The sequence below is a fragment of the Bacillus sp. MZGC1 genome, from assembly GCF_002998605.1.
In the GTDB taxonomy this organism is placed as follows: Bacteria; Bacillota; Bacilli; order Bacillales; family Bacillaceae; genus Bacillus.
Genome location: NZ_PVRE01000001.1, coordinates 898,953 through 924,113, shown reverse-complemented (window position 1 = coordinate 924,113; position 25,161 = coordinate 898,953). Strand labels below are relative to the sequence as shown.

The 25,161-nt window shown below is 41.9% G+C and carries 28 protein-coding genes and 1 pseudogene; 10 read left to right on the top strand and 19 right to left on the bottom strand.

The genetic code is table 11. The features are described 5' to 3' along the window. Positions 1–260: 260 nt before the first annotated feature. Together C6Y06_RS20555 and C6Y06_RS20550 are read right to left on the bottom strand one after the other, a co-directional pair. A complete protein-coding gene (locus C6Y06_RS20555) occupies positions 261–1,088 on the bottom strand; it encodes a methyl-accepting chemotaxis protein (protein ID WP_407060619.1) in 828 nt (275 codons plus the stop codon). A 114-nt stretch (positions 1,089–1,202) separates the two neighbouring features. Beyond that, positions 1,203–2,069, bottom strand: a pseudogene (locus tag C6Y06_RS20550) (cache domain-containing protein); the annotation flags it as partial. A gap of 339 nt (positions 2,070–2,408) precedes the next feature. Between C6Y06_RS20550 and C6Y06_RS04645 the strand changes: the two are divergent. Further along, on the top strand, positions 2,409–3,149 hold the full coding sequence (locus C6Y06_RS04645; protein ID WP_034659769.1) for a protein-glutamine gamma-glutamyltransferase: 741 nt from the start codon (positions 2,409–2,411) through the stop codon (positions 3,147–3,149). Between the two features lie 21 nt (positions 3,150–3,170). On the opposite strand, the gene C6Y06_RS04640 is transcribed toward C6Y06_RS04645, so the two are convergent. The 6 genes from C6Y06_RS04640 to C6Y06_RS04615 all read right to left on the bottom strand — a co-directional run bounded on the left by C6Y06_RS04640 (position 3,171) and on the right by C6Y06_RS04615 (position 7,350). Beyond that, on the bottom strand, positions 3,171–3,419 hold the full coding sequence (locus C6Y06_RS04640) for a hypothetical protein (protein ID WP_095285850.1): 249 nt from the start codon (positions 3,417–3,419) through the stop codon (positions 3,171–3,173). Positions 3,420–3,443: 24 nt separating this feature from the next. Further along, the gene (locus tag C6Y06_RS04635; RefSeq protein ID WP_034659772.1) at positions 3,444–4,475 is read right to left on the bottom strand and encodes a nitronate monooxygenase; all 1,032 of its coding nucleotides are present in this window, start codon (positions 4,473–4,475) and stop codon (positions 3,444–3,446) included. Positions 4,476–4,491: 16 nt separating this feature from the next. After that, positions 4,492–4,893, bottom strand: a complete 402-nt coding sequence (locus C6Y06_RS04630) for a secondary thiamine-phosphate synthase enzyme YjbQ (protein ID WP_034659774.1) — start codon at positions 4,891–4,893, stop codon at positions 4,492–4,494. Positions 4,894–5,028: 135 nt separating this feature from the next. Continuing rightward, positions 5,029–6,321, bottom strand: a complete 1,293-nt coding sequence (locus C6Y06_RS04625) for a hemolysin family protein (protein WP_034659775.1) — start codon at positions 6,319–6,321, stop codon at positions 5,029–5,031. A gap of 48 nt (positions 6,322–6,369) precedes the next feature. Continuing rightward, positions 6,370–7,044: a zinc metallopeptidase gene (locus C6Y06_RS04620; protein WP_034660681.1), complete on the bottom strand. Its 675-nt coding sequence runs from the start codon at positions 7,042–7,044 to the stop codon at positions 6,370–6,372. Positions 7,045–7,125: 81 nt separating this feature from the next. Then, complete coding sequence (locus tag C6Y06_RS04615) at positions 7,126–7,350, bottom strand: YuzI family membrane protein (protein ID WP_095285849.1); 225 nt, start codon at positions 7,348–7,350, stop codon at positions 7,126–7,128. 125 nt (positions 7,351–7,475) lie between these two features. Between C6Y06_RS04615 and C6Y06_RS04610 the strand changes: the two genes are divergently transcribed. Further along, positions 7,476–8,462, top strand: coding sequence for a potassium channel family protein (locus C6Y06_RS04610; protein ID WP_106036555.1), 987 nt, complete (start codon positions 7,476–7,478; stop codon positions 8,460–8,462). Here the strand turns inward: C6Y06_RS04610 and C6Y06_RS04605 are convergent. From C6Y06_RS04605 to C6Y06_RS04585, 5 genes are all read right to left on the bottom strand, one after another. Continuing rightward, the gene (locus C6Y06_RS04605; RefSeq protein WP_034659780.1) at positions 8,459–8,860 is read right to left on the bottom strand and encodes a YugN-like family protein; all 402 of its coding nucleotides are present in this window, start codon (positions 8,858–8,860) and stop codon (positions 8,459–8,461) included. The genes C6Y06_RS04610 and C6Y06_RS04605 overlap by 4 nt on opposite strands. 46 nt (positions 8,861–8,906) lie before the next feature. Beyond that, complete coding sequence (locus tag C6Y06_RS04600) at positions 8,907–9,110, bottom strand: hypothetical protein (protein WP_223249910.1); 204 nt, start codon at positions 9,108–9,110, stop codon at positions 8,907–8,909. A gap of 112 nt (positions 9,111–9,222) precedes the next feature. Beyond that, positions 9,223–10,578, bottom strand: a complete 1,356-nt coding sequence (locus C6Y06_RS04595; protein ID WP_024423293.1) for a glucose-6-phosphate isomerase — start codon at positions 10,576–10,578, stop codon at positions 9,223–9,225. 126 nt (positions 10,579–10,704) lie between these two features. Next, complete coding sequence (locus tag C6Y06_RS04590; protein ID WP_034659782.1) at positions 10,705–11,877, bottom strand: iron-containing alcohol dehydrogenase; 1,173 nt, start codon at positions 11,875–11,877, stop codon at positions 10,705–10,707. A 121-nt stretch (positions 11,878–11,998) separates the two neighbouring features. After that, positions 11,999–13,162, bottom strand: coding sequence for an iron-containing alcohol dehydrogenase (locus C6Y06_RS04585; RefSeq protein ID WP_034659783.1), 1,164 nt, complete (start codon positions 13,160–13,162; stop codon positions 11,999–12,001). Positions 13,163–13,306: 144 nt separating this feature from the next. Here C6Y06_RS04585 and C6Y06_RS04580 point away from each other — a divergent pair, with 144 nt between their 5' ends. Further along, positions 13,307–13,543 (top strand): DUF378 domain-containing protein, encoded by a 237-nt coding sequence (locus tag C6Y06_RS04580; RefSeq protein WP_003212952.1) that lies wholly within the window; start codon positions 13,307–13,309, stop codon positions 13,541–13,543. A gap of 67 nt (positions 13,544–13,610) precedes the next feature. Here C6Y06_RS04580 and yugI read toward each other — a convergent pair whose 3' ends face one another. The 3 genes from yugI to C6Y06_RS04565 all read right to left on the bottom strand — a co-directional run bounded on the left by yugI (position 13,611) and on the right by C6Y06_RS04565 (position 15,896). Next, positions 13,611–14,003: a S1 domain-containing post-transcriptional regulator GSP13 gene (gene yugI / locus C6Y06_RS04575; protein ID WP_034659784.1), complete on the bottom strand. Its 393-nt coding sequence runs from the start codon at positions 14,001–14,003 to the stop codon at positions 13,611–13,613. 198 nt (positions 14,004–14,201) lie between these two features. After that, entirely contained in the window at positions 14,202–15,395 is a 1,194-nt protein-coding gene (locus C6Y06_RS04570) for an aminotransferase (protein ID WP_034659785.1), read from the bottom strand. After that, the gene (locus C6Y06_RS04565) at positions 15,396–15,896 is read right to left on the bottom strand and encodes an Lrp/AsnC family transcriptional regulator (protein WP_003213765.1); all 501 of its coding nucleotides are present in this window, start codon (positions 15,894–15,896) and stop codon (positions 15,396–15,398) included. Between the two features lie 175 nt (positions 15,897–16,071). Here C6Y06_RS04565 and C6Y06_RS04560 point away from each other — a divergent pair, with 175 nt between their 5' ends. Beyond that, a complete protein-coding gene (locus tag C6Y06_RS04560; RefSeq protein WP_034659788.1) occupies positions 16,072–16,896 on the top strand; it encodes an alpha/beta fold hydrolase in 825 nt (274 codons plus the stop codon). On the opposite strand, the gene C6Y06_RS04555 is transcribed toward C6Y06_RS04560, so the two are convergent. Continuing rightward, positions 16,893–17,153 carry a YugE family protein gene (locus C6Y06_RS04555; RefSeq protein WP_003213422.1) on the bottom strand — a complete coding sequence of 87 codons (261 nt, stop codon included), beginning with the start codon at positions 17,151–17,153 and terminating at the stop codon, positions 16,893–16,895. The genes C6Y06_RS04560 and C6Y06_RS04555 overlap by 4 nt on opposite strands. Before the next feature lie 83 nt (positions 17,154–17,236). Between C6Y06_RS04555 and C6Y06_RS04550 the strand changes: the two genes are divergently transcribed. Next, on the top strand, positions 17,237–18,412 hold the full coding sequence (locus C6Y06_RS04550; RefSeq protein ID WP_106036554.1) for a MalY/PatB family protein: 1,176 nt from the start codon (positions 17,237–17,239) through the stop codon (positions 18,410–18,412). A gap of 133 nt (positions 18,413–18,545) precedes the next feature. Next, a complete protein-coding gene (locus C6Y06_RS04545; protein WP_034659793.1) occupies positions 18,546–19,838 on the top strand; it encodes an ATP-binding protein in 1,293 nt (430 codons plus the stop codon). Here the strand turns inward: C6Y06_RS04545 and C6Y06_RS04540 are convergent, their stop codons facing one another. Next, positions 19,839–20,018, bottom strand: coding sequence for a hypothetical protein (locus tag C6Y06_RS04540; protein WP_034659795.1), 180 nt, complete (start codon positions 20,016–20,018; stop codon positions 19,839–19,841). A gap of 90 nt (positions 20,019–20,108) precedes the next feature. On the opposite strand from C6Y06_RS04540, the gene kapB reads away from it, so the two are divergent. Continuing rightward, positions 20,109–20,501: a kinase-associated lipoprotein KapB gene (kapB, locus tag C6Y06_RS04535; RefSeq protein WP_060597203.1), complete on the top strand. Its 393-nt coding sequence runs from the start codon at positions 20,109–20,111 to the stop codon at positions 20,499–20,501. On the opposite strand, the gene kapD is transcribed toward kapB, so the two are convergent. Beyond that, positions 20,498–21,115, bottom strand: a complete 618-nt coding sequence (kapD, locus tag C6Y06_RS04530; protein WP_034659799.1) for a 3'-5' exonuclease KapD — start codon at positions 21,113–21,115, stop codon at positions 20,498–20,500. The genes kapB and kapD overlap by 4 nt on opposite strands. 217 nt (positions 21,116–21,332) lie before the next feature. On the opposite strand from kapD, the gene C6Y06_RS04525 reads away from it, so the two are divergent. From C6Y06_RS04525 to C6Y06_RS04515, 3 genes are all read left to right on the top strand, one after another. After that, the gene (locus C6Y06_RS04525; RefSeq protein ID WP_249114944.1) at positions 21,333–22,511 is read left to right on the top strand and encodes an MFS transporter; all 1,179 of its coding nucleotides are present in this window, start codon (positions 21,333–21,335) and stop codon (positions 22,509–22,511) included. Positions 22,512–22,619: 108 nt separating this feature from the next. Next, complete coding sequence (locus C6Y06_RS04520) at positions 22,620–24,521, top strand: transglycosylase domain-containing protein (RefSeq protein ID WP_095285842.1); 1,902 nt, start codon at positions 22,620–22,622, stop codon at positions 24,519–24,521. 18 nt (positions 24,522–24,539) lie between these two features. Then, positions 24,540–24,950: a thiol-disulfide oxidoreductase DCC family protein gene (locus tag C6Y06_RS04515; RefSeq protein ID WP_034659802.1), complete on the top strand. Its 411-nt coding sequence runs from the start codon at positions 24,540–24,542 to the stop codon at positions 24,948–24,950. Positions 24,951–25,161 lie beyond the last annotated feature (211 nt).

The window sequence follows — 25,161 nt, the reverse complement described above, 5'->3', positions numbered from 1 at the left end:
TGTCTAGCTCTGTCTTTGATGTAAAAAATGCACTAATTGTCAGTGCAGTGGTTGGCAGGATAAGGACTACCAAAAAGGCAATAATTAATTTTTTTGAAATGGATGGTTTTTTTAACCATTGGATCATTTTCCCCATTTTCTCTTTCCCCCTTTACTTCTCTAAAGTTATTATCGGATGAAAGGTTTATTTTTACAGGCTGAAAACGATGTTTAAACATAAAAAAATACCCAGACAATTCTGGGTATTTTTTCATCATTTTTTAATCAATTTTAAATTGACTTGTGAGCTCTTTTAGTTCCTCTGCCATGTTAGCAAGTGTCACAGAAGAAGATGAGATTTCTTCCATAGAGGCCAGCTGCTCTTCAGCAGAAGCCGCAATGTCCTGAATGTTTGCCGCACTTTCTCTAGAGACTTGGCGCATCTCCTGCATAGCTTGTGAGACAAGCTTTGAACCGCTCGATAGATCAATCGCTGTATCGTTTAATTGAGTCAGTTTTTTCGACATTCCTTCTGCCGCCTCATAAATGTTCTGGAAGCTTTCTTTTGCTTCTTCTGTCATACCGAGTCCTGCATGTACTTCTCGATTGACCGTTTTGAACATATCTTGAGATTTAGCAATTTCTAACACAATTTCTTGAATGAGCTTTTCAATTTCTTTCGCTGAATCTGCGGATTGGACAGCTAGTTTTCTCACTTCTTCTGCAACGACGGAGAAGCCGCGTCCTGATTCACCTGCTCTTGCTGCTTCGATGGCTGCATTTAGCGCAAGTAAATTCGTTTGATCTGCAATGCCGTTAATAACATTTAAAATGCTCGTAATATCTTTAGACTTGTATTCTAATTGTTTCATGACTTGTTCTGCTTCTTGTACAGATGTATCAATATGTTTCATTTGGCTCGCTGTGCTTTCAACAATTCGGCCGCCTTGACCAGCCGCCTCTGTCGATTGAAGTGAGACAGCAGCCACTTCTGATGACGTATGTGACATGTCTTGTAATCCTTCATTCATTGCCACAAGCTGGTTCGTACTAGATTCGACTTTCTCGTTTTGTGCTTCATTTCCATTTGAAAATTGTTCAATCGACATCGTGATATGCTCGGTTGCTTGACTTGTTTGGCTGGCACTTGCCGTCAGCTCCTCGGAAGCGGAAGCCACATTGTCGACAGATTGCTGTACCGCTCGAATGACGTCACGGAGGGATTCACTCATTTTGCTAAAGCTTCTTGTCAGCTCTCCTATTTCATCCTTCGATTTGGTTTCAAGGGTTTCGGTTAAATCCCCTTCACTCACTTTGTTTGAGAAATCAACAAGCTTTCGAAGTCCAATTGTGATGGATCGAACGATAAAGAAGATCGCAACGCCGCCAAGGATAAATGAAGAAATTAAAAGAATAATGGCAGAATTCCAAACTGGCTGTGCTGCTTCTTCTGTTTCTGATACAAACATCGTTCCAGCAATTTTCCAACCTGTTAAATCATTTGTCACAAAAACAAGACGCTTTTGTTCTCCTTTATTCTCATAAGTTGACGTTCCTTCTTTTCCGCTGTAAAGGATAGATGAAATATTTTCAGTGACCTTAGATCCTGACTTTTCTTCTGGATGAGCCACAATTTGTTTATTTTTATTCGCAATAATTGGATATCCTTGTCGTCCAATTTTAATCTCTTTTATTTTATCGACAATGTCTTGCACATCAATGTCAATTCCGATCGCTCCCGACCCGTCCTTCAGACGCTGGGCAATCGTGACAACCATGCCGTTTGTTGTGGCCGAGATGTACGGATTGGTAACAACTGGATTACCACTCTCATCCTGCATAGCTAGTTGATACCAATCACGCGTTGTTGGATCATAGCCTTTTGGCATGTCTACTTTAGGAAACTGAATGAAATCACGCTTTTTACTTGCTGCATAAAAGCCAACCACATCATCTTCATTGATTTTACTGTATATCTCGAAATGCTCATACAGTTCGTCCTGGTTGTTCTTCTTAAAGTCTGCAGCAGTAGATGTTTCAGTAAAGAGTTTTACTGCGTTTTCCTTATTGATAAGCTTTTGCTGAATCATGTCATTCAGTTCATTGACTCTTGTGTTTGCTCCGTACATGATTTCATGATCTAATTCTTCTTTGGCAATCTGATATGAAATCGTACTGAGTGTAATAATTGGCAAGACAAGAACGAGCGTGAATGAAATAATCAGTCTCTTAGAAATCGATGGTTTTTTCAACCATTTTATTGCATTTTTCATGTTTTTCCTCCTTTTAAACGATATGTTATATATCGGACATCTTCATATTATTTTCATGTTTTTCAAATAAAAAGGATGCCTTTTTGTTTATTTTCACAAATTGATTCCTTGCCCAAGCACCCTGCATACGCTAATACAAAAGGGGGCGCTTTTCATATGATTATCCTTTCAGGAAAGCCAGTGACAAATGAGCAGCTGGCTTCATTTCAGCTAGAGGGACAAAAGCGGATCATTTTGATGCAGTTACAAGCCTCAAATGATACGTTCCGCTACAGGCAAGCATCTGATTTGTTATTTGAGGTCACATTGAGATCGAACATTATGAATGCTGCAAGAGATTTGCATAAAAGTGGTGCCTCATTTGCCATCTTCCAAAAATCTCGTGCAAATGATGCCTTTTGGCGTGTATCGGAAGCAGGAGCACTAGAGCTGCGCTATCAAGTGGAACCATCTAGAGGAATTAAAGACATTTTTGAAAACGGCTCACAATATGCATTTGAATGTGCCACCGCCATTGTCATCGTGTTTTATATGGGGGTCTTGCAAACGGTAGGAGACGAGAAGTTTAACCGAAGGCTTCGCAGCTTAACCCTGTATGACTGGCATTATGATACATTGTCGATTTATACAGAACGCGGGAATGACTTTATCTATGGGGATTGCTTATATTTTGAAAATCCAGAGTTTAGCTATCAGCAGTCACAGTGGCGCGGGGAAAATGTGATTTACTTAGGAGAAGATCAATATTACGGACATGGACTTGGGATTTTAACAGCGGCAGAAATTATCGACAAATTGAATAAGAGAAGGCGGCCAGGTGCTGTTCAATCTGCTTATCTATTGCCGCAGACCACCCGGATGGATGTGATTTATCTCAGGCAAATGTTTGGCAGCTAAAAAAAGCCTCTTGTCTATTGGTTATGACAAGAGGCTTTTGTATGCCTTGCGTTTACGATAATCTTGCAGCGTGCCAAGCATCGTGTTCGCAAGGATCTCCATTTTTTCTAAGTCTTTTCTTGTGACCGGCGGATCGTGCCGGCTCCATTTTACGTAACGAACAAAATAGTAATGACGAATGGGCGTAAGGACGGCAGAAGAGTACGGAAATTCATCAAACCAAAATTCAATTTGTCCTTTTTTTCGGTATGAATGCTTTAAGATGTCCATCCTTTCACACCACCCAACATGAATTTATATGTGCGTCAGTTCATGCATGATCTCCTCAACGGTTAAAATCGAGTGAATACGGCTAACGCCCTGTCCTGCCCAAAGAGCCATTTGATCAGGGTTTCCTGCAGCCGCGGCTGCTTTTCGCATCGGTGTCGTCCATACATGCTGAACCGGATAAGGAAGAACCCTATCTTCATTCTGTCTTTCTTCCTCCATCCACTGATTCACAATACCTCTTGCTCTTTTCCCAGAAAAAAGCCTCGTGATCTTTGTTTCACTGCTTTCTGCCTGTAAAATCGCCTTTTTGTATACGTCTGCCGCAGCACTTTCCTGGCTGGCTAAAAATCGTGTGCCGATTTGAACCGCATCCGCTCCAAGCGCTAGAGCGGCTTTCACACCTGCTCGTTCTGTGATCCCGCCTGCGGCGATCAATGGCACATGACAGAGCGGCTTGACGTCAGAGATCAGACTAAAGAGTCCCACCAGGGCATCTCCTTTTGCAGGTAAAAAGGTACCTCGGTGACCCCCTGCTTCACTTCCTTGCAGAACAATGGCATCCATCCCTTTTTCCTCTAAAAGCAGTGCTTCCTCTTTTGTTGTGGCGGTTCCAATTAAAAAGACCCCCTTTTGTTTTAAGCGATGAATCGTTTGTTCATTTGGACAAGCGAAGGTAAAGGAAACGACTGGTACGTCTTCTTCCTGAATAATGTTGATTTTCTGTTCAAAATCATCCCACAATTCCTCTTGGCTCGGCAGCCTATCAGCGGCTGGTCGTGCAGGCAGTCTCTTCTCCCAAAATACCACATCCTCTTTTTTGACTTCAGGAATTGGCTCTGGTACAAATACATTGACCTGAAACAGGCGAGTTGTCAGCTGTTTGACCTGTCTGATCTGCTGCCTCAAATTGTCAGGCTGCACATATCCACTTGCCAAACTGCCAAGTCCCCCGTACTGTGAAACAGCGGCTGCCAGCTGCGATGTCACGGCTCCTCCTGCCATTGGCGCTTGAATAATTCCATATTTGATTTGCAGTAATTTCGTGATATCTCCCATTTATTTCCCCCATCTCTTATTCGTTTGAAGACACCTGTATATAAAAATGGCGATGTCTCGGCCCGTCAAACTCACAGAAATAGATTCCCTGCCATGTGCCAAGTACAAGATCACCATGATTGATGAGAACATGCTGCGTAGCACCCATATAGCTCGCTTTCATATGTGCGGCTGTATTTCCTTCCATATGGCGGTCCTTCGGATGTTCCCACGGAAAGACTTCGTCAAGCCGGCGGAGCATATCTCGTTTCACATCTGGGTCCGCATTTTCATTAATGGTCATCCCTGCTGTCGTGTGAGGACAGTAGATAATGACGGTTCCGTTTTGAATACCTGTTTCCTTGACATATTGATGGATCTCGTTCGTCACGTCGATCATCTCATCGCGTCTGTCTGTTTGTACATTGATTTTTTTCATATGAGCGGCTCCTTTTTGTCATTTCTATAAAACCATACCCTTTTTATGTGAAATAAATCACTGCTTATCGGCAGAAGGCATTCTCTTACCTAAAGTTTACCAACTAAAAAAACCTCGTCAAGTGTTACGAGGTTTTTAGAAAAAGTGAACCTTTTTGATTTCAATGGTCCGAATATGATGGTCTTCTGCATCTATGATGGTAAATTCACAGCCTTCTGCTTCAATCGTATCTCCAATCTCAAAATCAAATTTATGTGTCATCATCCAGCCAGCAATTGTATCAACATCATCATTCTCAATGGCTAAATCCAATAAATCATTTACTTCATCAATCAAGGCTTTCCCATCCATTACATAGTGGAAGTCACCTTTTTTGACGATATGAGGTGTTTCATCTTGATCATATTCATCCCGAATTTCGCCCACGATTTCTTCTAAAATGTCCTCTACTGTGACAAGTCCGGCTGTTCCTCCATATTCGTCTACGAGCACTGACATATGAATTCGTTCCTTTTGCATCAAAATGAGCAATTCTTGAACAGGAGTACTTTCAATCACCCGAATCACCGGACGCATTAAGTCTTCAATCGTCACATCTTGATTCAGGAAGCTCGCCTTAAACACATCTTTGCTATTGATGACACCAATCACATGATCTTTGTCTTCTTTAATAACAGGGTAGCGTGTGTATCTTTCGTTCAGCATATAATGCGTCATGTCTTCAAGCGTCTGTTCAACCTCTATGGCTGAAATTTCTGTACGAGGGATCATGATCTCTCTCGCCACCCGGTTATCAAATTCAAAAATTTTATTCACATATTTGTACTCAGATTGGTTAATTTCGCCCTTCTCATAGCTTTCAGATAAAATGAGACGCAATTCTTCCTCACTGATCGCCACTTCATGTTCTTTGACAGAATGAAAACCGAATAATTTCACAATGCCTCGTGCCGCCCCATTTAATGCTTTAATAAACGGGTACATGACTTTATAGAAAAAGATGAGTGGCTTTGCTGTCACAAGGCTGACGGCCTCTGCCTTTTGAATGGCAATCGTTTTAGGCGCCAGTTCTCCCACAACGACATGTAAAAACGTAATGATCACAAATGCGATGATAAACGATAGGATGTCGGTTAATGCGGAATGAAGCCCTAATTCCTCAAACAGCGGATGCAGAAAATGCTCCACCGTCGGCTCGCCCAGCCACCCTAAGCCTAAAGCGGTGATGGTAATTCCGAGTTGACAGGCGGATAAATATTCGTCGAGATTTGATATGAGCTTTTGTACGTGGATGGCTCTCTTATCACCGCTTTCAATCAGCTGATTGATTTTAGAGCCTCTAATTTTCACAATCGCAAATTCAGTGACAACAAAAAATGCTGTCGCAGCAATGAGTAATATGACTAAAAATACGTTTAAAATATACAAAAAAACCCTTACCTAACAATGGTAAGGGCTCACCTCCTCTGGCATCAATTAATCATTACGGCCATTTAGGAAGATCATTACAAAACGGAGCAATTCAAACAAGGAAACAAGGGCCGCTGCGACGTACGTAAGAGCTGCAGCATTTAACACCTTGTTCACGCCTCTTTCTTCACTGCTTCTAATGATTCCTTCTGAAACAATGATATCTTTTGCACGAGAACTTGCATTAAACTCGACAGGCAATGTCACAAGCTGAAAAAACACAGCCGCTGAGAACAAAATGATCCCAAGCCCGATTAAGTTAAGGCTGCCAAGCAAGATTCCTCCAAGGAAAAGAAGCGGGGCAACACCAGATGCAAAGTTCACGACAGGAAAGATCTTATGTCTCAAAACAAGCGCACCATAGGATTCCTGATGCTGCAAGGCATGTCCAACCTCGTGTGATGCGACTGAAATGGCCGATATGGAATGGCCGTAGTACACAGGTTCAGATAAGCGAACCACACGCTGCGTAGGGTCGTAATGATCAGTCAAAGTTCCTCTTACCGGTTCAACAGGCACGTCGTATAACCCGTTGCGATCTAAAATATATCGAGCGGTTTCCGCACCTGTTTTCATACTGGATGCTTCAACCTTTGAATACTTTTCAAAATTATTCTTTACTTTAAATTGTGCCCAAAATGACAATCCCAATGCGGCAAATGTTAAAAAATAAAAAAACAGCATGCTCATCAGCTTCCTTTTTATTTTATATATTTATTTACAATTTTAATGACTTTTATGTAACGTGTACAGAAAAAAGCACTAGGTCTTTTTAAGGGGAACAACTGCGCCAATAAAAAAGAAGAACACACCTAAGCATGCTGTATAAAAGGTCACCGTTCCGTATAGGTCTTGAAAAAAGTGCAGCCAAGAAAAATCACTCATAAAATGATTCACAGCATTTAAGTCAAACACGAGCAAGATCACAGCTGATGATAAAAAGTGCGCACCGATAAAAAGAAGTACGGTCTTTTGAACGAACGACATTCGCATTCCCTCCTTCTTCTCTCTTATTTTAAGATATGGGATCTGTTTCAATACATGACGAAGATGAAAAAATGTTCCTCAATCGGGCATACTGACATTAGCAGTCTCCTGAAAGGAAGAGTCCGATGAAATCAAATCGTATCTTTATCGCTTGGCTAAGGTGGCCACTCTATCTTCGAATTGCCATCATCATCTGTTTCTTGCTTCTTTTTTTTGGACAATTAATCGTTTTGCTTGAACCGAAGCAGTATCATACGATCTTTGATGGGATCTGGTGGGCGCTCATTACAGTCTCTACGGTAGGCTATGGTGATTTTGTGCCGCAAACCATGCCTGGACAAGTAGCGGGTATGGCTCTGATTTTGATCGGCGCAAGCTTTGTCACAGCTTATTTCGCCACGCTTGCCGCCGCTGTGTTCAGCAAGCAGCACCATTATGTAGAAGGAAAGGTCGCCTTTAAAGGGAAAGGACATCTCATTATCGTCGGCTGGAATGAGAAAACGAACAAACTGCTTCAGTCGTTTCAAACAATTGATCCAACTATGCCGATTGTGCTGATTGATGACTCCTTGAAGGAAGGGCCACTTTTAGAGAATGTTCATTTTATTAAAGGGCATGGCACCGAAGATGTCACACTTCGCAAAGCCAATATTACCGGTGCAGATGCACTGATGATTACCGCAGATCAGCACGAAAATGAAGTGACAGCTGATATGCAGAGTGTTTTAACATTACTTGCAGCAAAAGGATTAAACCCTTCGCTATACTGTTTAATTGAAATCTTAACAGATCGTTACGTAAAAAATGCCGAGCGTGCTGGAGCCAATCAAGTCATTCATACCTCTGACGCAGTCAATCATTTAATGGTCGAACATTTTCTTCTAAAGGAACAGTTCAAAGTGTTAAAGAAAAAAAGCCATATGACCTTGCATAAACACGTCACCATCATACCGGTTCCAGCTTCGTTAGCCGGAGAAACATTCTTAACAGTGCTCCATCACTTTTTAGAGCATCATGTGATCATTGTCGGTGTACAAAAAAAAGAAGGACCCATGATGAATCCTCCCTTTGGATATGAGCTTCATCCAGAGGATGAACTGATCAGCCTTTAAAGCAGTGCGTCTTCTAATTCCTTGACGAGTGAAAAGCCAATCTCAGTATAAGCTTTTGATACATCTCCATCTTTCTCTTTTGGTTCTTGGAATTGATTAAAGGATGCTCCCACATTTCCAACCATCGCATGATCATCTAACTTATCTTGATATACATGCTTTAAGAGAAATGGATCTCCCATTTTCACCACAACGCCTGGCTGATCCAGCTGGCCTTTTTCGGCTGTAAAAGGAACTCTGAGAAAAGTATAGCCATCACGGTTATCAATTTTATAATCAAAGTACCCGTGATCATAATCCCAGTTGCCATTAATGACATAACCGAGCGGCTTCATGGTCTCTTCTAAATGGTAAAGTGAAAAGCTTTCACCGGGCAGCCTGGATGGTACATGAATCATACGAAACCCTCCTTTTTGTATAATAGGGTTCGTTAAAGAGAGGAATTCATACATTGCCCCTCGTGATTTGTACATTGTTTGTAAAAGCAGCATCAAATAAGCTTTGATTGGATAATTGATTCGTCTCGTTCACACTGCCAGCACATTCAGTATCTTTGACAGCACTCATAGAACAAATACGTCCGACATTGCCAAAGTTGACGATTGCCTGGCCAGAAATATCGTGAATGTAAATATGATTCGTTCTCATGTTTCACTCTCCTCTACTCATTATTCTATGTACAGAGCATGAGAAAGCTTGCACAGGAACCATGAGAAAACAAAAAAGGCACACCCTTATCAAAAGGTGTGCTTTTTCATTCTTACGATTGTTTTAGACGGCTTTCAAGCTCGGCTTTTTTCTCTTCGAAGCCTGGTTTTCCTAATAAAGCAAACATATTCACTTTATAAGCTTCTACTCCAGGCTGGTCGAATGGATTGACGCCTAGTAGATATCCAGACATCGCACATGCTTTCTCAAAGAAGTAAACGAGGTATCCGAATGTATAAGCATCCATCTCAGGAATTGTGACGATAAGATTCGGTACTTTTCCATCTGTATGAGCAAGCATCGTTCCTTCAAATGCTTTTTTATTAACGAAATCAACCGTTTTTCCTGCTAGATAGTTCAAGCCATCAAGGTCTTGTTCTTCTGCTTCAATGACAAGCTCATGGCGAGGTTTGTCTACATTGACGATTGTTTCAAACAAGTCTCTTCTTCCTTCTTGAACATATTGACCAAGTGAATGAAGATCTGTTGAGAAGTTCGCAGATGAAGGATAAATTCCTTTTTCATCTTTTCCTTCACTTTCACCGAATAATTGCTTCCACCATTCTGCAAAGTATTGCAGGCCTGGCTCATAGTTAATCAGCATTTCAATCGTTCTGCCTTTATTGTAAAGGACATTACGGACGACAGCATATTGGTATGCCGCATTCTCAGAAAGCTCAGATGAAGCGAAGTCTTCGCTTGCTTTTGCCGCGCCTTCCATCATCTGATCAATGTCTGCACCGCTCACAGCGATTGGCAATAGACCAACTGCTGTTAATACAGAATAGCGTCCACCTACATCATCAGGGATGATAAATGATTCGTAGCCTTCTTCCGTTGCTAATGTTTTCAGTGCACCGCGTGCCTTGTCAGTTGTCGCATAAATACGTTTTTTCGCTTCTTCAGCACCGTATTTTTCAATGAGGAGCTTTTTAAAGATGCGGAACGCAATCGCTGGCTCTGTTGTTGTTCCAGATTTTGAAATGACGTTAATAGAGAAATCTGCATCTTCCAATAGATCCATCACATCTGTTAAATAAGAAGAACTGATGTTGTTTCCAATAAAGATGATTTGCGGCGTCTTGCGTTTGCCTTTTGGCAGCGTGTTATAGAAAGAGTGGTTCAAAAATTCAATCGCCGCACGTGCGCCGAGATAAGAGCCGCCGATTCCGACAACAAGCAAGACATCAGAGTCAGACTTAATTTTATCTGCACTTTTTTTAATGCGGGCAAATTCTTCGCGATCATATTGCTTCGGTAAGTCAACCCAGCCTAAATAATCACTGCCTGCACCCGTTTGTTCATGAATATTATGATGGGCCACCTTCACAAAATCTTTTAAATATGTAAGCTCATGTTCTTGAAAGAAAGGTAACGCTTTCGAGTAGTCAAATTGAATATGTGTCATCGCTTGTAAGCCCTCCATTACGTTAGTTCTGTCCCTTTCACTTTAGCGGAACTAGCTATTGAAATCAAGTGATCGTCACTGGCATAGCAAAAAGCCGTTTCTCTCTATGAGAAACGGCAAGCAGGATTATAAAGAAGCTTTCAAAATAGAAAGAATGTCATCACGACCAAGTTTCATAAAGTTACCAAAACCACCGTATTCCATTTCTTTCGCCGCAATGTCGGCAATTTTGTCCAGCTGATCTTCACCAATGTCATAATCCGCTAAACGACTTGGTGCACCGAGGCTTGTCCAGAAGGCTGACAGCTTGTCGATGCCTTCTAATGCGATATCACGATCTGATTTTCCTTCTGTCTCGATGTCAAACATGTTCAGCATGAGGTTTTTAAAGCGTTCCACATTGTGATCGAGTGTATGACGCATCCAATTTGGGAAGAGGATGGCAAGTCCGCCTGCATGCGGAATGTCATAGACAGCCGATACCGCATGCTCAATCGTATGGGACGCCCAGTCTCCAAAGTAGCCCATTTGCAGCGTGCCATTTAAAGCGATCGTTCCTGCATAAAGGATCGTTTCACGGTGCTCATAGTTTTGTAAGTCTTCAAGCAGTTTTGGTGCTGTCTCGATGACTGTTTGAAGAACAGCAAAACACATTCGATCCTGTAGCGGCGTGTTTTTTACATTATGGAAGTATTGCTCGAAGACGTGGCTCATCATATCGACCATGCCGTACACCGTCTGGTTTTCTGGCACAGAATATGTATGCTCAGGGTCTAGAATGGAAAAAGCAGGATGAGTGACTGAACTGCCCCACACATATTTTTCATTTGTTTCCCAGTTTGTGATGACAGAGTCTGGATTCATTTCTGAACCGGTTGCTGCAAGTGTCAGTACTGTGCCAAATGGCAATGCTTTTTGAGCGGTTGTTTTCTTAGAGATAATGTCCCACACATCTCCGTCATACTCTGCTCCGGCTGCAATCGCTTTTGTACAGTCAATCACACTGCCGCCGCCAACAGCTAATAAGAAATCAATTTTTTCATTTTGGCAGATGTCGATTCCCTTTTCCACTGTGGTAAGGCGCGGGTTTGGTTCAACACCTGACAGCTCAAATACTTCAGCTTCTGCTTCATTTAACGCGCTGATCACATTGTCATAAAGACCATTTTTCTTAATGCTGCCTCCGCCATATACAAGTAACACTCGTTTTCCATAACGAGCGAGTTCGCTCTTTAGTCCTTCTAGTTGTCCTTTTCCAAACATTAATTTCGTTGGATTATAGTAAATAAAATTTTCCATCTGTTGATACATCTCCTTACAGCGTATATATCCAAAAACATGAAAGACTACTTTAACATATGTACACGTCGAACTCAAAAAAAGATAACTGCTCGAAAGCAGCTATCTTTTGGTTGGTCGATTATAAAGAAGCATTCAAAATGGCTAGAACATCTTCTTTGTTTAGCTTTTTAAATTGACCAAATTCACCGCGTGCCATTGCACGGTCTGCAATTAAATCAATTTTCTCATCGTTGATATCATAGTCCGCTAAACGGCTTGGTGCACCAAGACTTGTCCAGAAAGCTGACAATTTGTCGATTCCTTCTAAGCCCACTTCTTCGTCTGTTTTGCCCGCAGGGTCCACATCGAATACACGTACCGCTAATTGTTTAAAGCGGCCTGGGTTTTCCTGAATGACATGCTTCATCCAGTTAGGGAACAAGATCGCAAGTCCGCCGGCATGAGGGATATCATAAACAGCAGATACCGCATGCTCAATGTTATGAGAAGCCCAATCACCGCGTGCCCCCATTGACAGCATTCCATTAAGGGCAATGGTGCCAGTGAATAAGATGGTTTCACGCAGCTCATAGTTCTCTAGATCGTTGATCAGCTTCGGTGCTGTTTCAATGACCGTACGAAGAAGCCCTTCACACATACGGTCTTGATAAGGTGTATTTTCCGTGTGATGGAAATATTGCTCGAACACATGTGACATCATGTCAACCATGCCATAAATCGTATGGTTTTTTGGCACAGTGAATGTGTTCACTGGATCAAGAATAGAGAATTTAGGGAAGACTGCTGGACTTCCCCAGCCATATTTCTCATTTGTTTCCCAGTTTGTGATCACTGATCCAGAGTTCATTTCAGAACCTGTTGCAGCAAGTGTTAACACAGTACCGAACGGAATAGCTTCCATTGGGACATGCTTACGCGTCACGATATCCCAAGCATCTCCATCGTACTTCGCTCCAGCTGCGATCGCTTTCGTTGCATCAATGACACTGCCGCCGCCGACTGCCAAAATAAAATCAACGTTGTTCTCTTTGCAAAGCTCAACCCCTTTTCTTACTGTTGTTAAGCGCGGGTTTGGCTCAACACCAGCAAGTTCAGTGATTGCAGCTCCTGATTCTTTTAGGATGCTGACAACTTGGTCATAAAGGCCGTTTCGTTTAATACTGCCTCCACCATATACAAGTAATACGTTTTTTCCGTAGTGTTTGAGTTCATCTGAAAGGGCTGATACTTCTCCCTTTCCAAACATTAATTTCGTTGGGTTCCAATAAGTAAATCGATCCATTTGATCTCCTCCTCGCGCTACATTATGCGCCTCAATCATTCCAAAAGTAAAGTAATTTGCTTTAATCCATTTTCTTACGCATAGTTTGGCTGAAAATCTGCAAAATATAAATGTATTGATGCTGTAGCGAAAGGAGGAATCACGATGAGTGCTATTCAGCGTATTGCCCTCGTGCTCACGATTATCGGTGCTATTAACTGGGGACTAATCGGCTTTTTTCAATTTGACTTAGTAGCAGCGATCTTTGGCGGACAAGGCTCTGCATTATCACGTATTATTTATGGTCTTGTTGGAATTGCAGGTCTTGTTAACCTTGGTCTATTGTTCAAGCCAAGCGAAGAAGCTGTTCGCCGTGACGAGCCGAATCCAGAGGTTCGCTAAACAAAAAGACATAAAAAAGGCCGCCTATACGAGGCAGCCTAAGGCACCGTTTGAAGCGGTGCTTTTTTTATTTCTTGATAAGATCTTTACGGTTAGATTGCTCAATCCACTCTTCAAGTTTATCTTTAAGTGTATTGAAACCTTGTGGTGCAGCAGCTTCTTCTTTCACTTGCTGTGGTCTTTGTTTCTTTGGTTTGCTTTCTTTTCTTTCAGGTGCATCTTGTGTAGCACGGATAGAAAGGCTGATTTTACCTGCTTTTTCATCAACAGAAAGAACTTTTACTTGTACTTCGTCACCAATTGAAAGGTGCTCGTTGATGTCTTTTACAAAGCCATGTGTTACTTCAGAAATATGCACAAGTCCTTGAGTTTCTTCATCTAATGCAACAAACGCACCATACGCTTGTAATCCTGTTACTTTACCAGTGTAAACACTGCCTACTTCAAACTTTGTCGCCATGATAACAACTCCTAAATAAATGTTTTAATATTCGTTTATACGCAATTAAAAACTATATCATAGAACGGTCAGTTACGCAAAATATTTTTTAATTGGGTTTAGATCAGTTCAAAAGGGGGAATACCTGAAAACAAGAATGCTTTCTAGTATTCCCCCCTAATTTGAGAGGCATGAGTCCTAATGGATTGATGCCTTTTTTTATTTTATGATGACAGGTGCTTCTTCTTTCACTTGTCGTTCCTGCAAAAAGCGCTGGATTCTTGAAAGTGATTCCTGAAGATGGTCAAGAGACGAAGCATATGAACAGCGAATATGACCTTCACCACTCGGCCCGAAGACATTACCAGGGACAACAGCTACTTTTTCACTCAGGAGCAGCTCCTCGGCAAATTGTTCTGACGTCATGCCCGTCGTTTTAATGGACGGGAAAGCGTAAAATGCGCCGTTTGGCTGGTGGCATGTCAGCCCCAGTTCATTCAAAGAGCCGACAAACAAATTACGGCGCCTTCTGTAGCTTTTCTTCATTTTCTCTACATCTTCAAGCCCATTTTTCAAAGCTTCTTCTGCTGCATATTGTGCCATAGCGGGCGCACACATCATAGAATATTGGTGTATTTTCAGCATAGCATCGCGCAGTACAGGTGGTGCTGCCACATATCCTAAGCGCCAGCCTGTCATTGCAAACCCTTTTGAAAAGCCTGAAATCAGGATCGTTCTTTCCTTCATATCTTGAATTGCCGCTACGCTTGTAAAAGCTTCATCATACGTCAGCTCTGCGTAAATCTCATCCGTGATAATGAGAAGGTCATGCTCTTTTGCAAATTGAGCAATATCTTCAAGCTCTTCCTTTGAATAGACAGAGCCAGTTGGATTTGATGGTGAGCAAAGCAGGATCGCTTTTGTCTTAGGCGTCAGCTTCGTGCGTAGATCCGCCGAGTCTGCTTTGAAATCTTTTTCAGCCGAGGTACTTAAATAAACAGGTACTCCGCCTGCAAGTGTCGTAAGGGCCCCATATGCTACGAAACAAGGCTCTGGAATGATCACTTCATCCCCGCTGTTTAAAATCGCACGAAAGGCCAAATCAAGTGCCTGGCTTCCGCCAACTGTGATAATAAGTTCTTCTTCAGGACTGTAGTCAATGTGAAACCGCTTATATAAATAGTGACTCAGTTCTTTTCGCAAAGATAACAACCCTGCGTTCGCCGTATAAGAGGTAAGCCCTTGTTCTAATGACATAATACTTGCTTCTCTGACATTCCAAGCTGTCACGAAATCTGGCTCGCCGACACCAAGGGAAATGACCCCTTCCATTGTAGCTGCCAAATCAAAGAATTTCCGAATACCTGACGGCTGAATGCTTTGTACCGTTTCAGATAAATAAGACTTTTTCATTTAAGGAGACACCACGATTCTTTTGTCATCGTCTCCTGTTTCAAACACTTTCCCATCATGTTTATATCTCTTCAAAATAAAGTGGGTAGTTGTTGAAACCACGGAATCAAGTGTCGATAATTTTTCAGACACGAAGCGGGCAATATCAGACATAGATCTTCCGCGGATCACAACAGATAGATCATAAACACCTGACATGAGATAGACAGACTCCACTTCCTGAAAGCGATAAATACGTTCAGCAATTTCATCAAATCCGACGCCTCTTTTTGGTGTCACTTTTACATCAATCATTGCTGTGACGCCTTCATGACCATCCACTTTACGCCAGTCAATCATGGTTGAATAATCAATAATGACTTTTTGATCTTCTAGTTTTTGAATAATGGCTTCTGCTTCTTCTGTTGTCACGCCTGCCATTTTTGCAATTGTATTTAAATCGGCACGGCTGTTTTCATCTAAAATCTCTAATATTTCAGTTTCTTTTTCTGTTAGTTTCATTTGATTTCACACCTCAGATTGTAAAAGCTAGTTTTAAAAAATCTTCTGAACATTATAGCACGTTTTTCCCATTATGCTAAGCAGGGAAAAGATGCTAACCATAGCTTAAAATCCACTTTTTAGGGTACAATACAGTCACCTAACAGAGAGAGTATCAAGTATCGGAGTGATGAGTGTGGACTTTGTTCAGCCAGCTTATATGAAAAGTAAATTCGGTTTAGATATCTATTATGAGCACTATCCAAATAAGGGGAAGAAAACATTGATCTTAATTCACGGACTCTTCTCTTCTACCTTCAGCTATCGAAAGCTCATCCCGCTTCTGAAACAAGACTTCAATTTAATTGCAATCGATCTGCCGCCGTTTGGACAGTCCGAGAAGTCGAATACGTTTATTTACAGCTATCGCAACATGGGAAAGATCATTATTGAGCTAGCTGGTTACTTGCAGATTCAGCATGCGATCCTAGTGGGTCATTCGATGGGCGGCCAAATTGCTTTATACGCTGCATCTGAACGGCCAGACCTATTTGAAAAGGCGGTACTTTTGTGCAGCTCAGGGTATTTAAATAAATCAAAGAGATCGCTTGTTTACAGCACATATATTCCTTATTTTTATCTCTATCTTAAAAGAAAGCTCTTGAAGCAAGGCATAATGAAAAATTTAACCGCTGTTGTACATGATCATTCCATCATTGATCAAGAGATGGTGGACGGATATTTAAAGCCTTTTTCTGATGATCAAATTTTCCGAGGAATTTTCCGCTTGATTCGGCACCGGGAAGGCGATTTGACCTCGGATGTCCTAAAGAAAATGGAGACACCAGTGCTGCTCATTTGGGGTGAGGAAGATCGGATCGTTCCCATTCAAATAGGAGAAAGACTGCACAAGGATCTGCCAAACTCGACCTTGCATGCATTAAAAAAAACCGGGCACCTCGTTCCTGAGGAAAATCCGGTCTTTGTGTCTGATCAAATCGGACATTTCAGCCTGTCTTAGCGTGTGCAGGAGCTGCTGTCTCGTATGACGAAAAGCTGATTCGCTATATGTTGACAGCTTTCGAAAGGCAGGAGCTGCTCAAATGAGTGATGATAAATGGCTTGAATGTCTTTTGCTAAAGATAAAGAGTCTTCTGCGTCGTATAATGCACTGATGACGTCAGCAGGCTCCGTTTCATAAAAGTCCTCTCCATATTGAAAAGGGTCCCATGCCTTAATAAGTTGAATCATCTCTTCTACAGCTTGACTATCTTTCATCGGTATCACCGCTTATAATAAATTTTGTGATGTTTATTTTAGCACAACCAACAATGGTTGAAAAACGGCTAGAGGTGGGTTTCATGAATTTCGACGAACAGATCATACGTAAAGGTTCAAAATCAGTGAAATGGGACCAAGCAGAGTCTTTGTTCCTGACAACAGATGCGCTGCCGATGTGGGTGGCAGATATGGATTTTAAAGCGCCGCAGGTCGTCCTTGATGCATTGAAAGAGCGATTGGATCATGGCGTATTTGGCTATGCCTTTCAAGACCAGGATACGCAGCAGGCAGTAGCCGAATGGCTCAAAAGAAGACACGGGTGGTCGATTCAGACAGAAGCCGTCACCTTCACACCAGGGATCGTCACGGCACTTAGTTTTGCTGTCCAAGCCTTTACAGCACCGAATGACGAAGTGGTCATACAGTCACCAGTGTATACGCCTTTTTATCAAATGATTGAGCGAAATGGACGTACAGTCTCAACCAACCCTTTAAAAATAGAAAACAACCGCTATCTTATGGATTTTGATGATTTAGAGAAAAAACTGAGCAGACCAGAAGCGAAGCTCATGTTCCTATGTCATCCGCATAATCCGTCCGGAAGAGCGTGGACAAAAGAAGAATTAAAGCGAGTAGGAGACTTATGTGTCAAGCATGGTGTCACAGTCGTTTCAGATGAGATTCATTCTGATTTGATGCTATACGGAAAGCCGCATGTGCCATTTGCTAGTCTTTCTGACGACATAGCACATATCACAGTGACGTGTATTGCACCAAGTAAAACATTTAATTTAGCTGGCCTCCAAGCATCTGCCATTATCATTTCCGATGAAGAAAAAAGAACCCTTTTCACCAATCAATTGCAAAGAAACGGACTAGCCAAACTGAATGCATTTGCGATTCCTGCGATGGAAGCAGCATACCGCCACGGGGATGAGTGGCTCGATGCACTTGTTCTTTATCTCGAAAGCAATATGAAAATGGCGATGGACTATATTGACGAACACCTTCCAAATATGCGTTATATGAAACCAGATGCTTCTTATTTATTGTGGCTGGACATTCGGGATTATCAATTCAGTCAAGCGGAATTGAAACGGAATCTGCTGAAAAAGGGCAAAGTGATCCTAGAGCTTGGTCACGTGTATGGACACGAAGGAGACGGCTTTATTCGGATGAATCTCGGCTGTCCTGCTTCAACAGTCAAAGAAGGATTGAAACGCCTTCATCAAGCGTTCACGCGATCATCTGAATAAGCCCTATACGATCGAAAGAACATCCTAACGGGTGTTCTTTTTAAAGAAAAAAACCCTCCTTTTATCATATCTACTTTGTACATGAGATGATATAATGAGAGGAATTACAATTATTTACGAGGAGAGCATTTAAATGGAAATGTTCAAGGATTTTCTGCTCCATGTATCTTTTATTCTATTTCCAATCTTTTTATATCATGCGCTATGGCTAAGCCGGACCCCTGCTCATTTCCCAAAAACGAATAAACTGCTCATCACAGTATTCGCATCCATCTCTTCAGCACTATGTATTATATATCCAGTTGGTTCGATTTTAGATTTGCAGACTGGGCTTCAATCCATCCCTCTTGTACTTGCCATTTTATACGGAGGGTACACTGCTGGGATCGTCGCCATCTTGATAAGTTCCATGGTCAAATTCGTGATGTATGGCTCCTTCTTATGGGTTGGAATCATTGTTGTTCCGATTTACTTTTTCATCCCATTTCTGTTCTACCGGAAATGGCGTCAATATTCGAAGCTGAAAAAGCTGATGTATGGAGTGCTTATCGGTTTATCCAAAGGATTCTTTATTTACATTGGACTGTTTGCGGTCAGCTTAATGGAATACAGCCCAGCCTTTATTATGCAGCAAAAGTTACTTGAGTTATTTTTCTCAACCCTTTACTACATATTCTTTCTTGTGCTAAGTATCTATTCCATTGAATTCGTCAAAGAAAATGCGCAAATGAGAACACAGCTCGTCCAGTCAGAAAAGCTGACCATTGTAAGTGAACTCGCTGCAAGCGTTGCCCATGAAGTACGCAATCCGCTGACAGTGGTGAGAGGCTTTATCCAATTGCTCTTTTCTAGTGACAATACAAAAGAGCCGTCAACCAATAAAGATTATAAAAATCTCGTTCTGTCAGAGTTAGACCGGGCGCAGGATATTATCACGAGTTATCTTGACATTGCGAAACAAAATTATTATCAAATTGAATCTCTCAATCTATCTAAATTACTAGAGGAATGTGCATCACTGATGACATCCTATGCGAATTTCAAATCGGTCACGATTCATCAATCCATTGAACCAGACTTATACATTCAAGGGGATGAAACGAAGATCAAGCAAGTCATGATTAATTTAATCAAAAATGCGATTGAAGCAGCCCCAGAACACGAAGGGGAAATTGAACTTTTTGCTTCAAAAGAAAATCATAAAATATGCCTTTATTTCGTGGATAACGGTGTAGGAATGACAGAAAGCCAAATGAAAAAGCTTGGCGAACCATATTACACCCTGAAAAATAAAGGGACTGGACTTGGGCTGACAGTGACATTTTCTATCATTGAAAATCACCATGGAACCATTCGTTTCAAAAGCTCGCTGCAGTCTGGTACAACCGTCACCGTGAAGTTTCCTGAAGATACAAGAAGAAAATGATCAATCCATTTTTTTTGTCCTTTTTTCATCTATCCGCTCCTGCTTCTTAGACGCACGAACGATCAGACGAAAGCAAATAAATGCAGCAATAAAGAAAATCACCGTGGTGATTGCCGCTGGGATGTACTCCCTTTTATCTTCAGGAAAATACAGTAGAAAGAGTGCGATGAACGACAGCATTCGCCATTCCCCCTTTTGCTCGTTTACTTCACTATATTGGCTAAAAGAAATGAAATACCTTCCTGCGAGAAGGAAATGGAGGAATTTCACATGACAGACATTCAAATTGGACAAGTTGTGAAAGGATTTTACAAAACAGGTGTTTACGTTGGGGAAGTGACAGCAGTGAAACCATCGACCTTTCTCGTTCAAGTAAAAGCCGTTCTGACACATCCCACTCAAGGCGACCTGCATCACCCAAAAGAAGCAGACGTGCCTTTTTTCCAAGAGAGACGGGCTTTGGCCTATCGTGAACAGACGAATATCCCTCATCATATGGTGAAGCCTTATGATGGCGGTATACCAGATTATCAAGTATCACTAAAAGAAGCTGTAGATAAATTAAAACAAACGCTCCATGCGGATGATTCCAAATGGGCTGAAAAATCAAGAGCATGCCTATCTTCTCTCGAAAAAGATTATTTTCCAGAAGACGCCCGCTAATCAGCCGAATCAAAAAAGTGTGAGAAATCGATCAGCTCACCAATTTTGGTTGTTTGCGGATTTTCCACATAGGCTCTGTCTTTTTCAAAAAGGGTTAACAGCTGATAAGTCGTCATGGCATCATCAAGTGCTTTATGATGCTTACCAGCTTCTTCACTGCCGTATTCCTTTGCCGCTTTGCGAAGCCCTGTCAGTGTACGATCACCAAAAAAGGTTTTATACTCAAAGGCGAGGTCCCTCAGCTTTCCCTTAAAAGGAAAGGCGATGTGATTGAGCATACAGTTTTGCTTCAGCACCTTCATGTCCATATTGCCCCATGTAATAATCTCACAATCCTCTCCCTCATCAAGCGACACGAGCTTCTCGATAAACGCCTCAAAGGAAATTCCGCTCTCTACATCCTGCTGCGTAATGCCGAGGAACGATTTACAGCGTTTCGTCAGCTTCGGAAACTTTTTCGGTTTGACGTAGCTAGAGAACGTGTCTATAATCGTTTCACTTGCCGCTTTCACTACCCCAGCTTCAATAATTTCAGGAAAAAAATTTTGTGGATGATACTTTCCATCAGGCATCGTAAATTCAAAATCGACCACAAGCACCGCCTTCTGTTCCACCAGTCTCACCTCACTTTCTCGTCAGTTTTTCATCCTGATATCATTATATTAAGACGGACCTTGAAATCACTTCATTTTCTTGAAAATAATGCAGATTCACTATGCCCAACCTATCATCAGATGAAAGATCGTTTATTTTCCTTTATAATTATTAAGGAACACGAAATAAATAAAGAAGGTGGTCTCTATCACAAACAGGAAGAAAAACTTGTACATCATGTGGTTTGTGAACTTTTTTGTATCTGCCAGCATTACAATGATCGTCCCTTTTTTATCACTTTACATAGAATCTCTTGATAGCAGCTATTCAAATGAATTTGTCCAAAGGTGGAGCGGCTATGTCTTTGGGGTCACGTTTTTAACGGCCTTTCTGATTTCTCCGATTTGGGGACGGATTGGTGACCGTCATGGTTATAAAAAGATTTTGCTCATTAACGGAATTGGGATTGCAACAAGTATTCTATTAATGGGGCTTGTGCAAACCGTTTATCAGCTATTCGCACTGCGGCTCTTCATGGGGCTTGTCACAGGCTTTATCTCGACTTCAATGGCACTGATCTCTGCACAGACGGAAAAGGCAACTGCAGGTAAAACCCTTGGAACGATGCAGATGAGTAATGTCGCCGGGGGGTTGTTTGGTCCATTAATGGGCGGCTTCATGGCAGACAGCGTCGGATTTATTTATACGTTTTTCCTCACAGCGACTGTCATTTATGTGTCAGCTATTGTGATTATTTTCGGAGTGAAAGAACAGCCCATCCGTTCAAAAGAAGCAAAGCGCGTTTCTTACTCACGGAAGGATGTGCTCGTTCATATTTTCAAACAGCCTTTGCTTGTGGTCACGATGCTTTTAACGTTTATTACACAAGTAGGGAACTTTAGCATTCAGCCACTTTTGGCTTTATACATTCATGATTTACACGGTCCTGTTAATCTCGCATTTTATGCGGGTCTTGCGTTCTCTGCAACTGGACTTGGCAATCTGCTCTTTACACGAAAATGGGGAGATCTCGGAGATCGAATTGGTCACGACAAGGTGCTGCTTGCCCTTCTCATCCTCTCCTCTATTTTATTCATCCCGCAAGCGATGGCGGATTCCTATGTGATGTTAGTACTTTTCCGTTTTCTATATGGGATGGCACTTGGCGGGATTATTCCGTGTACGACGGCGTATATTCGGATCAAAGCACCTGCCTCTATGCAAGGGGAAGTGCTCGGATACAATGTCAGCTTCCGCTTTCTTGGGAATGTCGTCGGTCCGGTGATTGGCGGCATTGTGGCGAGTCATTACGGGATTCCAGCTGTCTTTTATGTCACCGCCGGAATTTTTCTGTTTGGCGCGTTATTTTTATGGGCGGTCCGCTCGCATGCGAAGACAAAAGAAAGGAGTGTCTGATCCAGCATCAGGTACTCTTTTTTCTTGTGTAGAAGCCTTATTCACTAGACTTCAAGCCCATTCTTTTCTAAAAATAACCTTCTCGTATTCGCAAAAGAATGGTACGATATGGCTAGAAAATTGAAGAAAGTGAGTGACCTCATGTTTCGTGCAATCATTGGTTGGTTATTACTTGCTGCCCTCATTCCATTATTTGTTCTGACTTTTTATCTATCAAAGGAAGAAGCTGCAAGTGTCAAGCCTGTTAACGAAGTGCTTGATCAAAAAATCAAGCTGGAAAAGATAGATTTTTCCCAAAACAGTTATATGTATGATCGGGATGGTTCTCTCATCTCCGAGATCGTATCAAACGATGAAAACCGAGTGTTCGTGACGTATGATAAAATTCCTGATTCTGTGAAGGAGCTGTTCCTCCGCTCAGAGGACCGGAACTTTTATGACCATAAAGGCATTGACTTTATGGGGGTTGTTCGTGCCCTTGCCTCAAATGTCAAAAACCATGGCATCAGCCAAGGAGCGAGTACGATCACACAGCAATTATCCCGTAACTTATATTTAAGCCATGAACGTTCGTTCACCCGAAAGTTTACAGAGCTTCTCTATTCCTATGAATTAGAGCGGAAATTCTCGAAAGATGAAATTCTCGAAAGCTATTTAAATACGATTTATTTCAGTAATGGTGTTTACGGTGTCGGTTCTGCGGCTAATTACTATTTTGATAAGCCGCTTAGTTCTTTAACGCTTGCACAGATGGCATTTATCTCTGCGATTCCAAACAACCCAACACTGTATGACCCATTGAAACAATTCAAGCACACGAAGAAACGCCAGGAACGACTGCTTGGTATTTTAAAGAAAGACGGTGTCATCACCAAAAAGCAATACAAAAAAGCCGTCAAAGAAAAAATCAGCCTGTCCTTAAGTGAAAAGAAAAACCTTTACCCTGACTATGTGACATATACCAATGAGGAATTCACCGATCTTGTGTCAGATCAGGAAGGCTTTACAAACCGCTTGAAGAAAGCCAAAACAGATGGAGCAAAAAAAGCCATTCAAAAAGAATTATCTGAAAAAGTTAGTGCCCTGCTTCAGGATGGTATCAAAATTTATACGGCACTTGATCCTTCCTTACAGCAACGAGCCGTCTATCAGCTCAATGCGCAACTCCCTTACCAAGGTGTAGAAGGCGGATCAGCGGTCATTAATCATGAAACGCATCAAATTGTCGCACTTGCTGGCGGAAAAAACTATAAGAAGTTTGATTTCAACTACGCCTATCAAGCGCAAAGACAGCCTGGTTCTGCAATTAAGCCGCTTTTAGACTATGGTCCTTACATCGACCAAACCGGTGCAACAGCTTCAAGCAAAATCAGTGCCGGCAAGTTTTGCAGCAGCGGATACTGTCCGCAGAACTATAATCATAAAACGTATGGAACTGTCACACTTGAAACAGCCTTTAAGAACTCTTACAATACACCTGCGATCCGAATGCTGGATACAGTCGGTGTCAAAAAAGGCTTCAGCTATTTAGAGAAATTCTCATTCGAACATATCGTAGCGGATGATTATCGCCTTCCTTCTGCACTTGGCGGATTTACGAAGGGGTTCTCGCCGCTAGAAATAACAGATGCGTATACCGTCTTTGGCAATCAAGGCAGTTACACACAAAGTCATTCGATCACAAAGGTAACAGACTTAAACGGTAAGACCCTTTACAAGTGGAAAGAGTCACCGAAGCAAGTGTATTCTCAGCGTACAAATGACACAATGCGTAAACTGCTTGCCTCCGTTGTAAAAAGCGGAACAGGGAAAAAAGCGAATTTCAGTTCCCCTTACATTGGTGGTAAAACAGGGACATCCAATGACTACAAAGACATTTGGTTTGTTGGACTGACAGATCAATATACAATGGGTGTATGGGTTGGAAGAGATAGAGGAACGGTTGAATCGATTTACAGCTCCAGCCCGCACTTACGTATTTGGAAAAATACGATGCAATACGCCAGATAAACAGGAGGTTTGATTGCGATGCATTCAACACATCCACCCCATTTAATTTTATTTGACGGTGTCTGCAACGTGTGCAGCGGTGCTGTTCAGTTTGTGATTAAGCGTGATCCAGATGAGCGAATGATGTTTGCTTCATTACAATCAGATACAGGGCAGCGCATTTTAAAAGAAAACGGTTTGCCTTTAGATGAGTTCAATTCATTCATTTATATTGAAAAAGGCACCCTTTATACGAAGTCGACAGGCATCTTAAAAGCCACGCGGCATTTAAAAGGGATCTACAAATGGAGTTATTTACTCATTGCCATTCCCCGCCCTATCCGTGATTGGTTTTATGAGCGGATGGCGAAAAATCGCTACAAATGGTTTGGTCAAAAAACATCTTGTATGATGCCTACACCCGATATTCAAAAACGGTTTCTTTCATAAAAAAGCATCCTCCGATGTTGGAGGATGCTCACATTGTTGACAAAGGGCTAAAATGATTTTTATTTTAGCCCTTTGTCTTCTTTTCAGCGTGACCTGAAAACCTTTGCAGTCTAGGAAGGACGAGTACCGGAGCGGAGCGAATTGAACATTCGTGAGCACCGGAACGCAGCCCTGACACCGAATGCGAGGGTTTGTCTACACGCTGAGCATC

What these genes read in the sequence shown, in the direction of transcription:
- C6Y06_RS04580 (WP_003212952.1), top strand. Translation starts at nt 13,307, where the DNA reads ATGAGTGCTATTCAGCGTATTGCCCTCGTGCTCACGATTATCGGTGCT.
- C6Y06_RS04555 (WP_003213422.1), bottom strand. Translation starts at nt 17,153, where the DNA reads ATGAAAGATAGTCAAGCTGTAGAAGAGATGATTCAACTTATTAAGGCA.
- C6Y06_RS04595 (WP_024423293.1), bottom strand. Translation starts at nt 10,578, where the DNA reads ATGACACATATTCAATTTGACTACTCGAAAGCGTTACCTTTCTTTCAA.
- C6Y06_RS04590 (WP_034659782.1), bottom strand. Translation starts at nt 11,877, where the DNA reads ATGGAAAATTTTATTTACTATAATCCAACGAAATTAATGTTTGGAAAA.
- C6Y06_RS04645 (WP_034659769.1), top strand. Translation starts at nt 2,409, where the DNA reads ATGATTATCCTTTCAGGAAAGCCAGTGACAAATGAGCAGCTGGCTTCA.
- C6Y06_RS04515 (WP_034659802.1), top strand. Translation starts at nt 24,540, where the DNA reads ATGCATTCAACACATCCACCCCATTTAATTTTATTTGACGGTGTCTGC.
- C6Y06_RS04565 (WP_003213765.1), bottom strand. Translation starts at nt 15,896, where the DNA reads ATGAAACTAACAGAAAAAGAAACTGAAATATTAGAGATTTTAGATGAA.
- C6Y06_RS04610 (WP_106036555.1), top strand. Translation starts at nt 7,476, where the DNA reads ATGAAATCAAATCGTATCTTTATCGCTTGGCTAAGGTGGCCACTCTAT.
- C6Y06_RS04585 (WP_034659783.1), bottom strand. Translation starts at nt 13,162, where the DNA reads ATGGATCGATTTACTTATTGGAACCCAACGAAATTAATGTTTGGAAAG.
- kapB (WP_060597203.1), top strand. Translation starts at nt 20,109, where the DNA reads ATGACAGACATTCAAATTGGACAAGTTGTGAAAGGATTTTACAAAACA.
- C6Y06_RS04540 (WP_034659795.1), bottom strand. Translation starts at nt 20,018, where the DNA reads ATGCTGTCGTTCATCGCACTCTTTCTACTGTATTTTCCTGAAGATAAA.
- C6Y06_RS04570 (WP_034659785.1), bottom strand. Translation starts at nt 15,395, where the DNA reads ATGAAAAAGTCTTATTTATCTGAAACGGTACAAAGCATTCAGCCGTCA.
- yugI (WP_034659784.1), bottom strand. Translation starts at nt 14,003, where the DNA reads ATGGCGACAAAGTTTGAAGTAGGCAGTGTTTACACTGGTAAAGTAACA.
- C6Y06_RS04630 (WP_034659774.1), bottom strand. Translation starts at nt 4,893, where the DNA reads ATGAAAAAAATCAATGTACAAACAGACAGACGCGATGAGATGATCGAC.
- C6Y06_RS04640 (WP_095285850.1), bottom strand. Translation starts at nt 3,419, where the DNA reads ATGGACATCTTAAAGCATTCATACCGAAAAAAAGGACAAATTGAATTT.
- C6Y06_RS04525 (WP_249114944.1), top strand. Translation starts at nt 21,333, where the DNA reads ATGTGGTTTGTGAACTTTTTTGTATCTGCCAGCATTACAATGATCGTC.
- C6Y06_RS04615 (WP_095285849.1), bottom strand. Translation starts at nt 7,350, where the DNA reads ATGTCGTTCGTTCAAAAGACCGTACTTCTTTTTATCGGTGCGCACTTT.
- C6Y06_RS04520 (WP_095285842.1), top strand. Translation starts at nt 22,620, where the DNA reads ATGGCTAGAAAATTGAAGAAAGTGAGTGACCTCATGTTTCGTGCAATC.
- C6Y06_RS04635 (WP_034659772.1), bottom strand. Translation starts at nt 4,475, where the DNA reads ATGGGAGATATCACGAAATTACTGCAAATCAAATATGGAATTATTCAA.
- C6Y06_RS04600 (WP_223249910.1), bottom strand. Translation starts at nt 9,110, where the DNA reads ATGAGAACGAATCATATTTACATTCACGATATTTCTGGCCAGGCAATC.
- C6Y06_RS04605 (WP_034659780.1), bottom strand. Translation starts at nt 8,860, where the DNA reads ATGATTCATGTACCATCCAGGCTGCCCGGTGAAAGCTTTTCACTTTAC.
- C6Y06_RS04545 (WP_034659793.1), top strand. Translation starts at nt 18,546, where the DNA reads ATGGAAATGTTCAAGGATTTTCTGCTCCATGTATCTTTTATTCTATTT.
- C6Y06_RS04550 (WP_106036554.1), top strand. Translation starts at nt 17,237, where the DNA reads ATGAATTTCGACGAACAGATCATACGTAAAGGTTCAAAATCAGTGAAA.
- C6Y06_RS20555 (WP_407060619.1), bottom strand. Translation starts at nt 1,088, where the DNA reads ATGTCGATTGAACAATTTTCAAATGGAAATGAAGCACAAAACGAGAAA.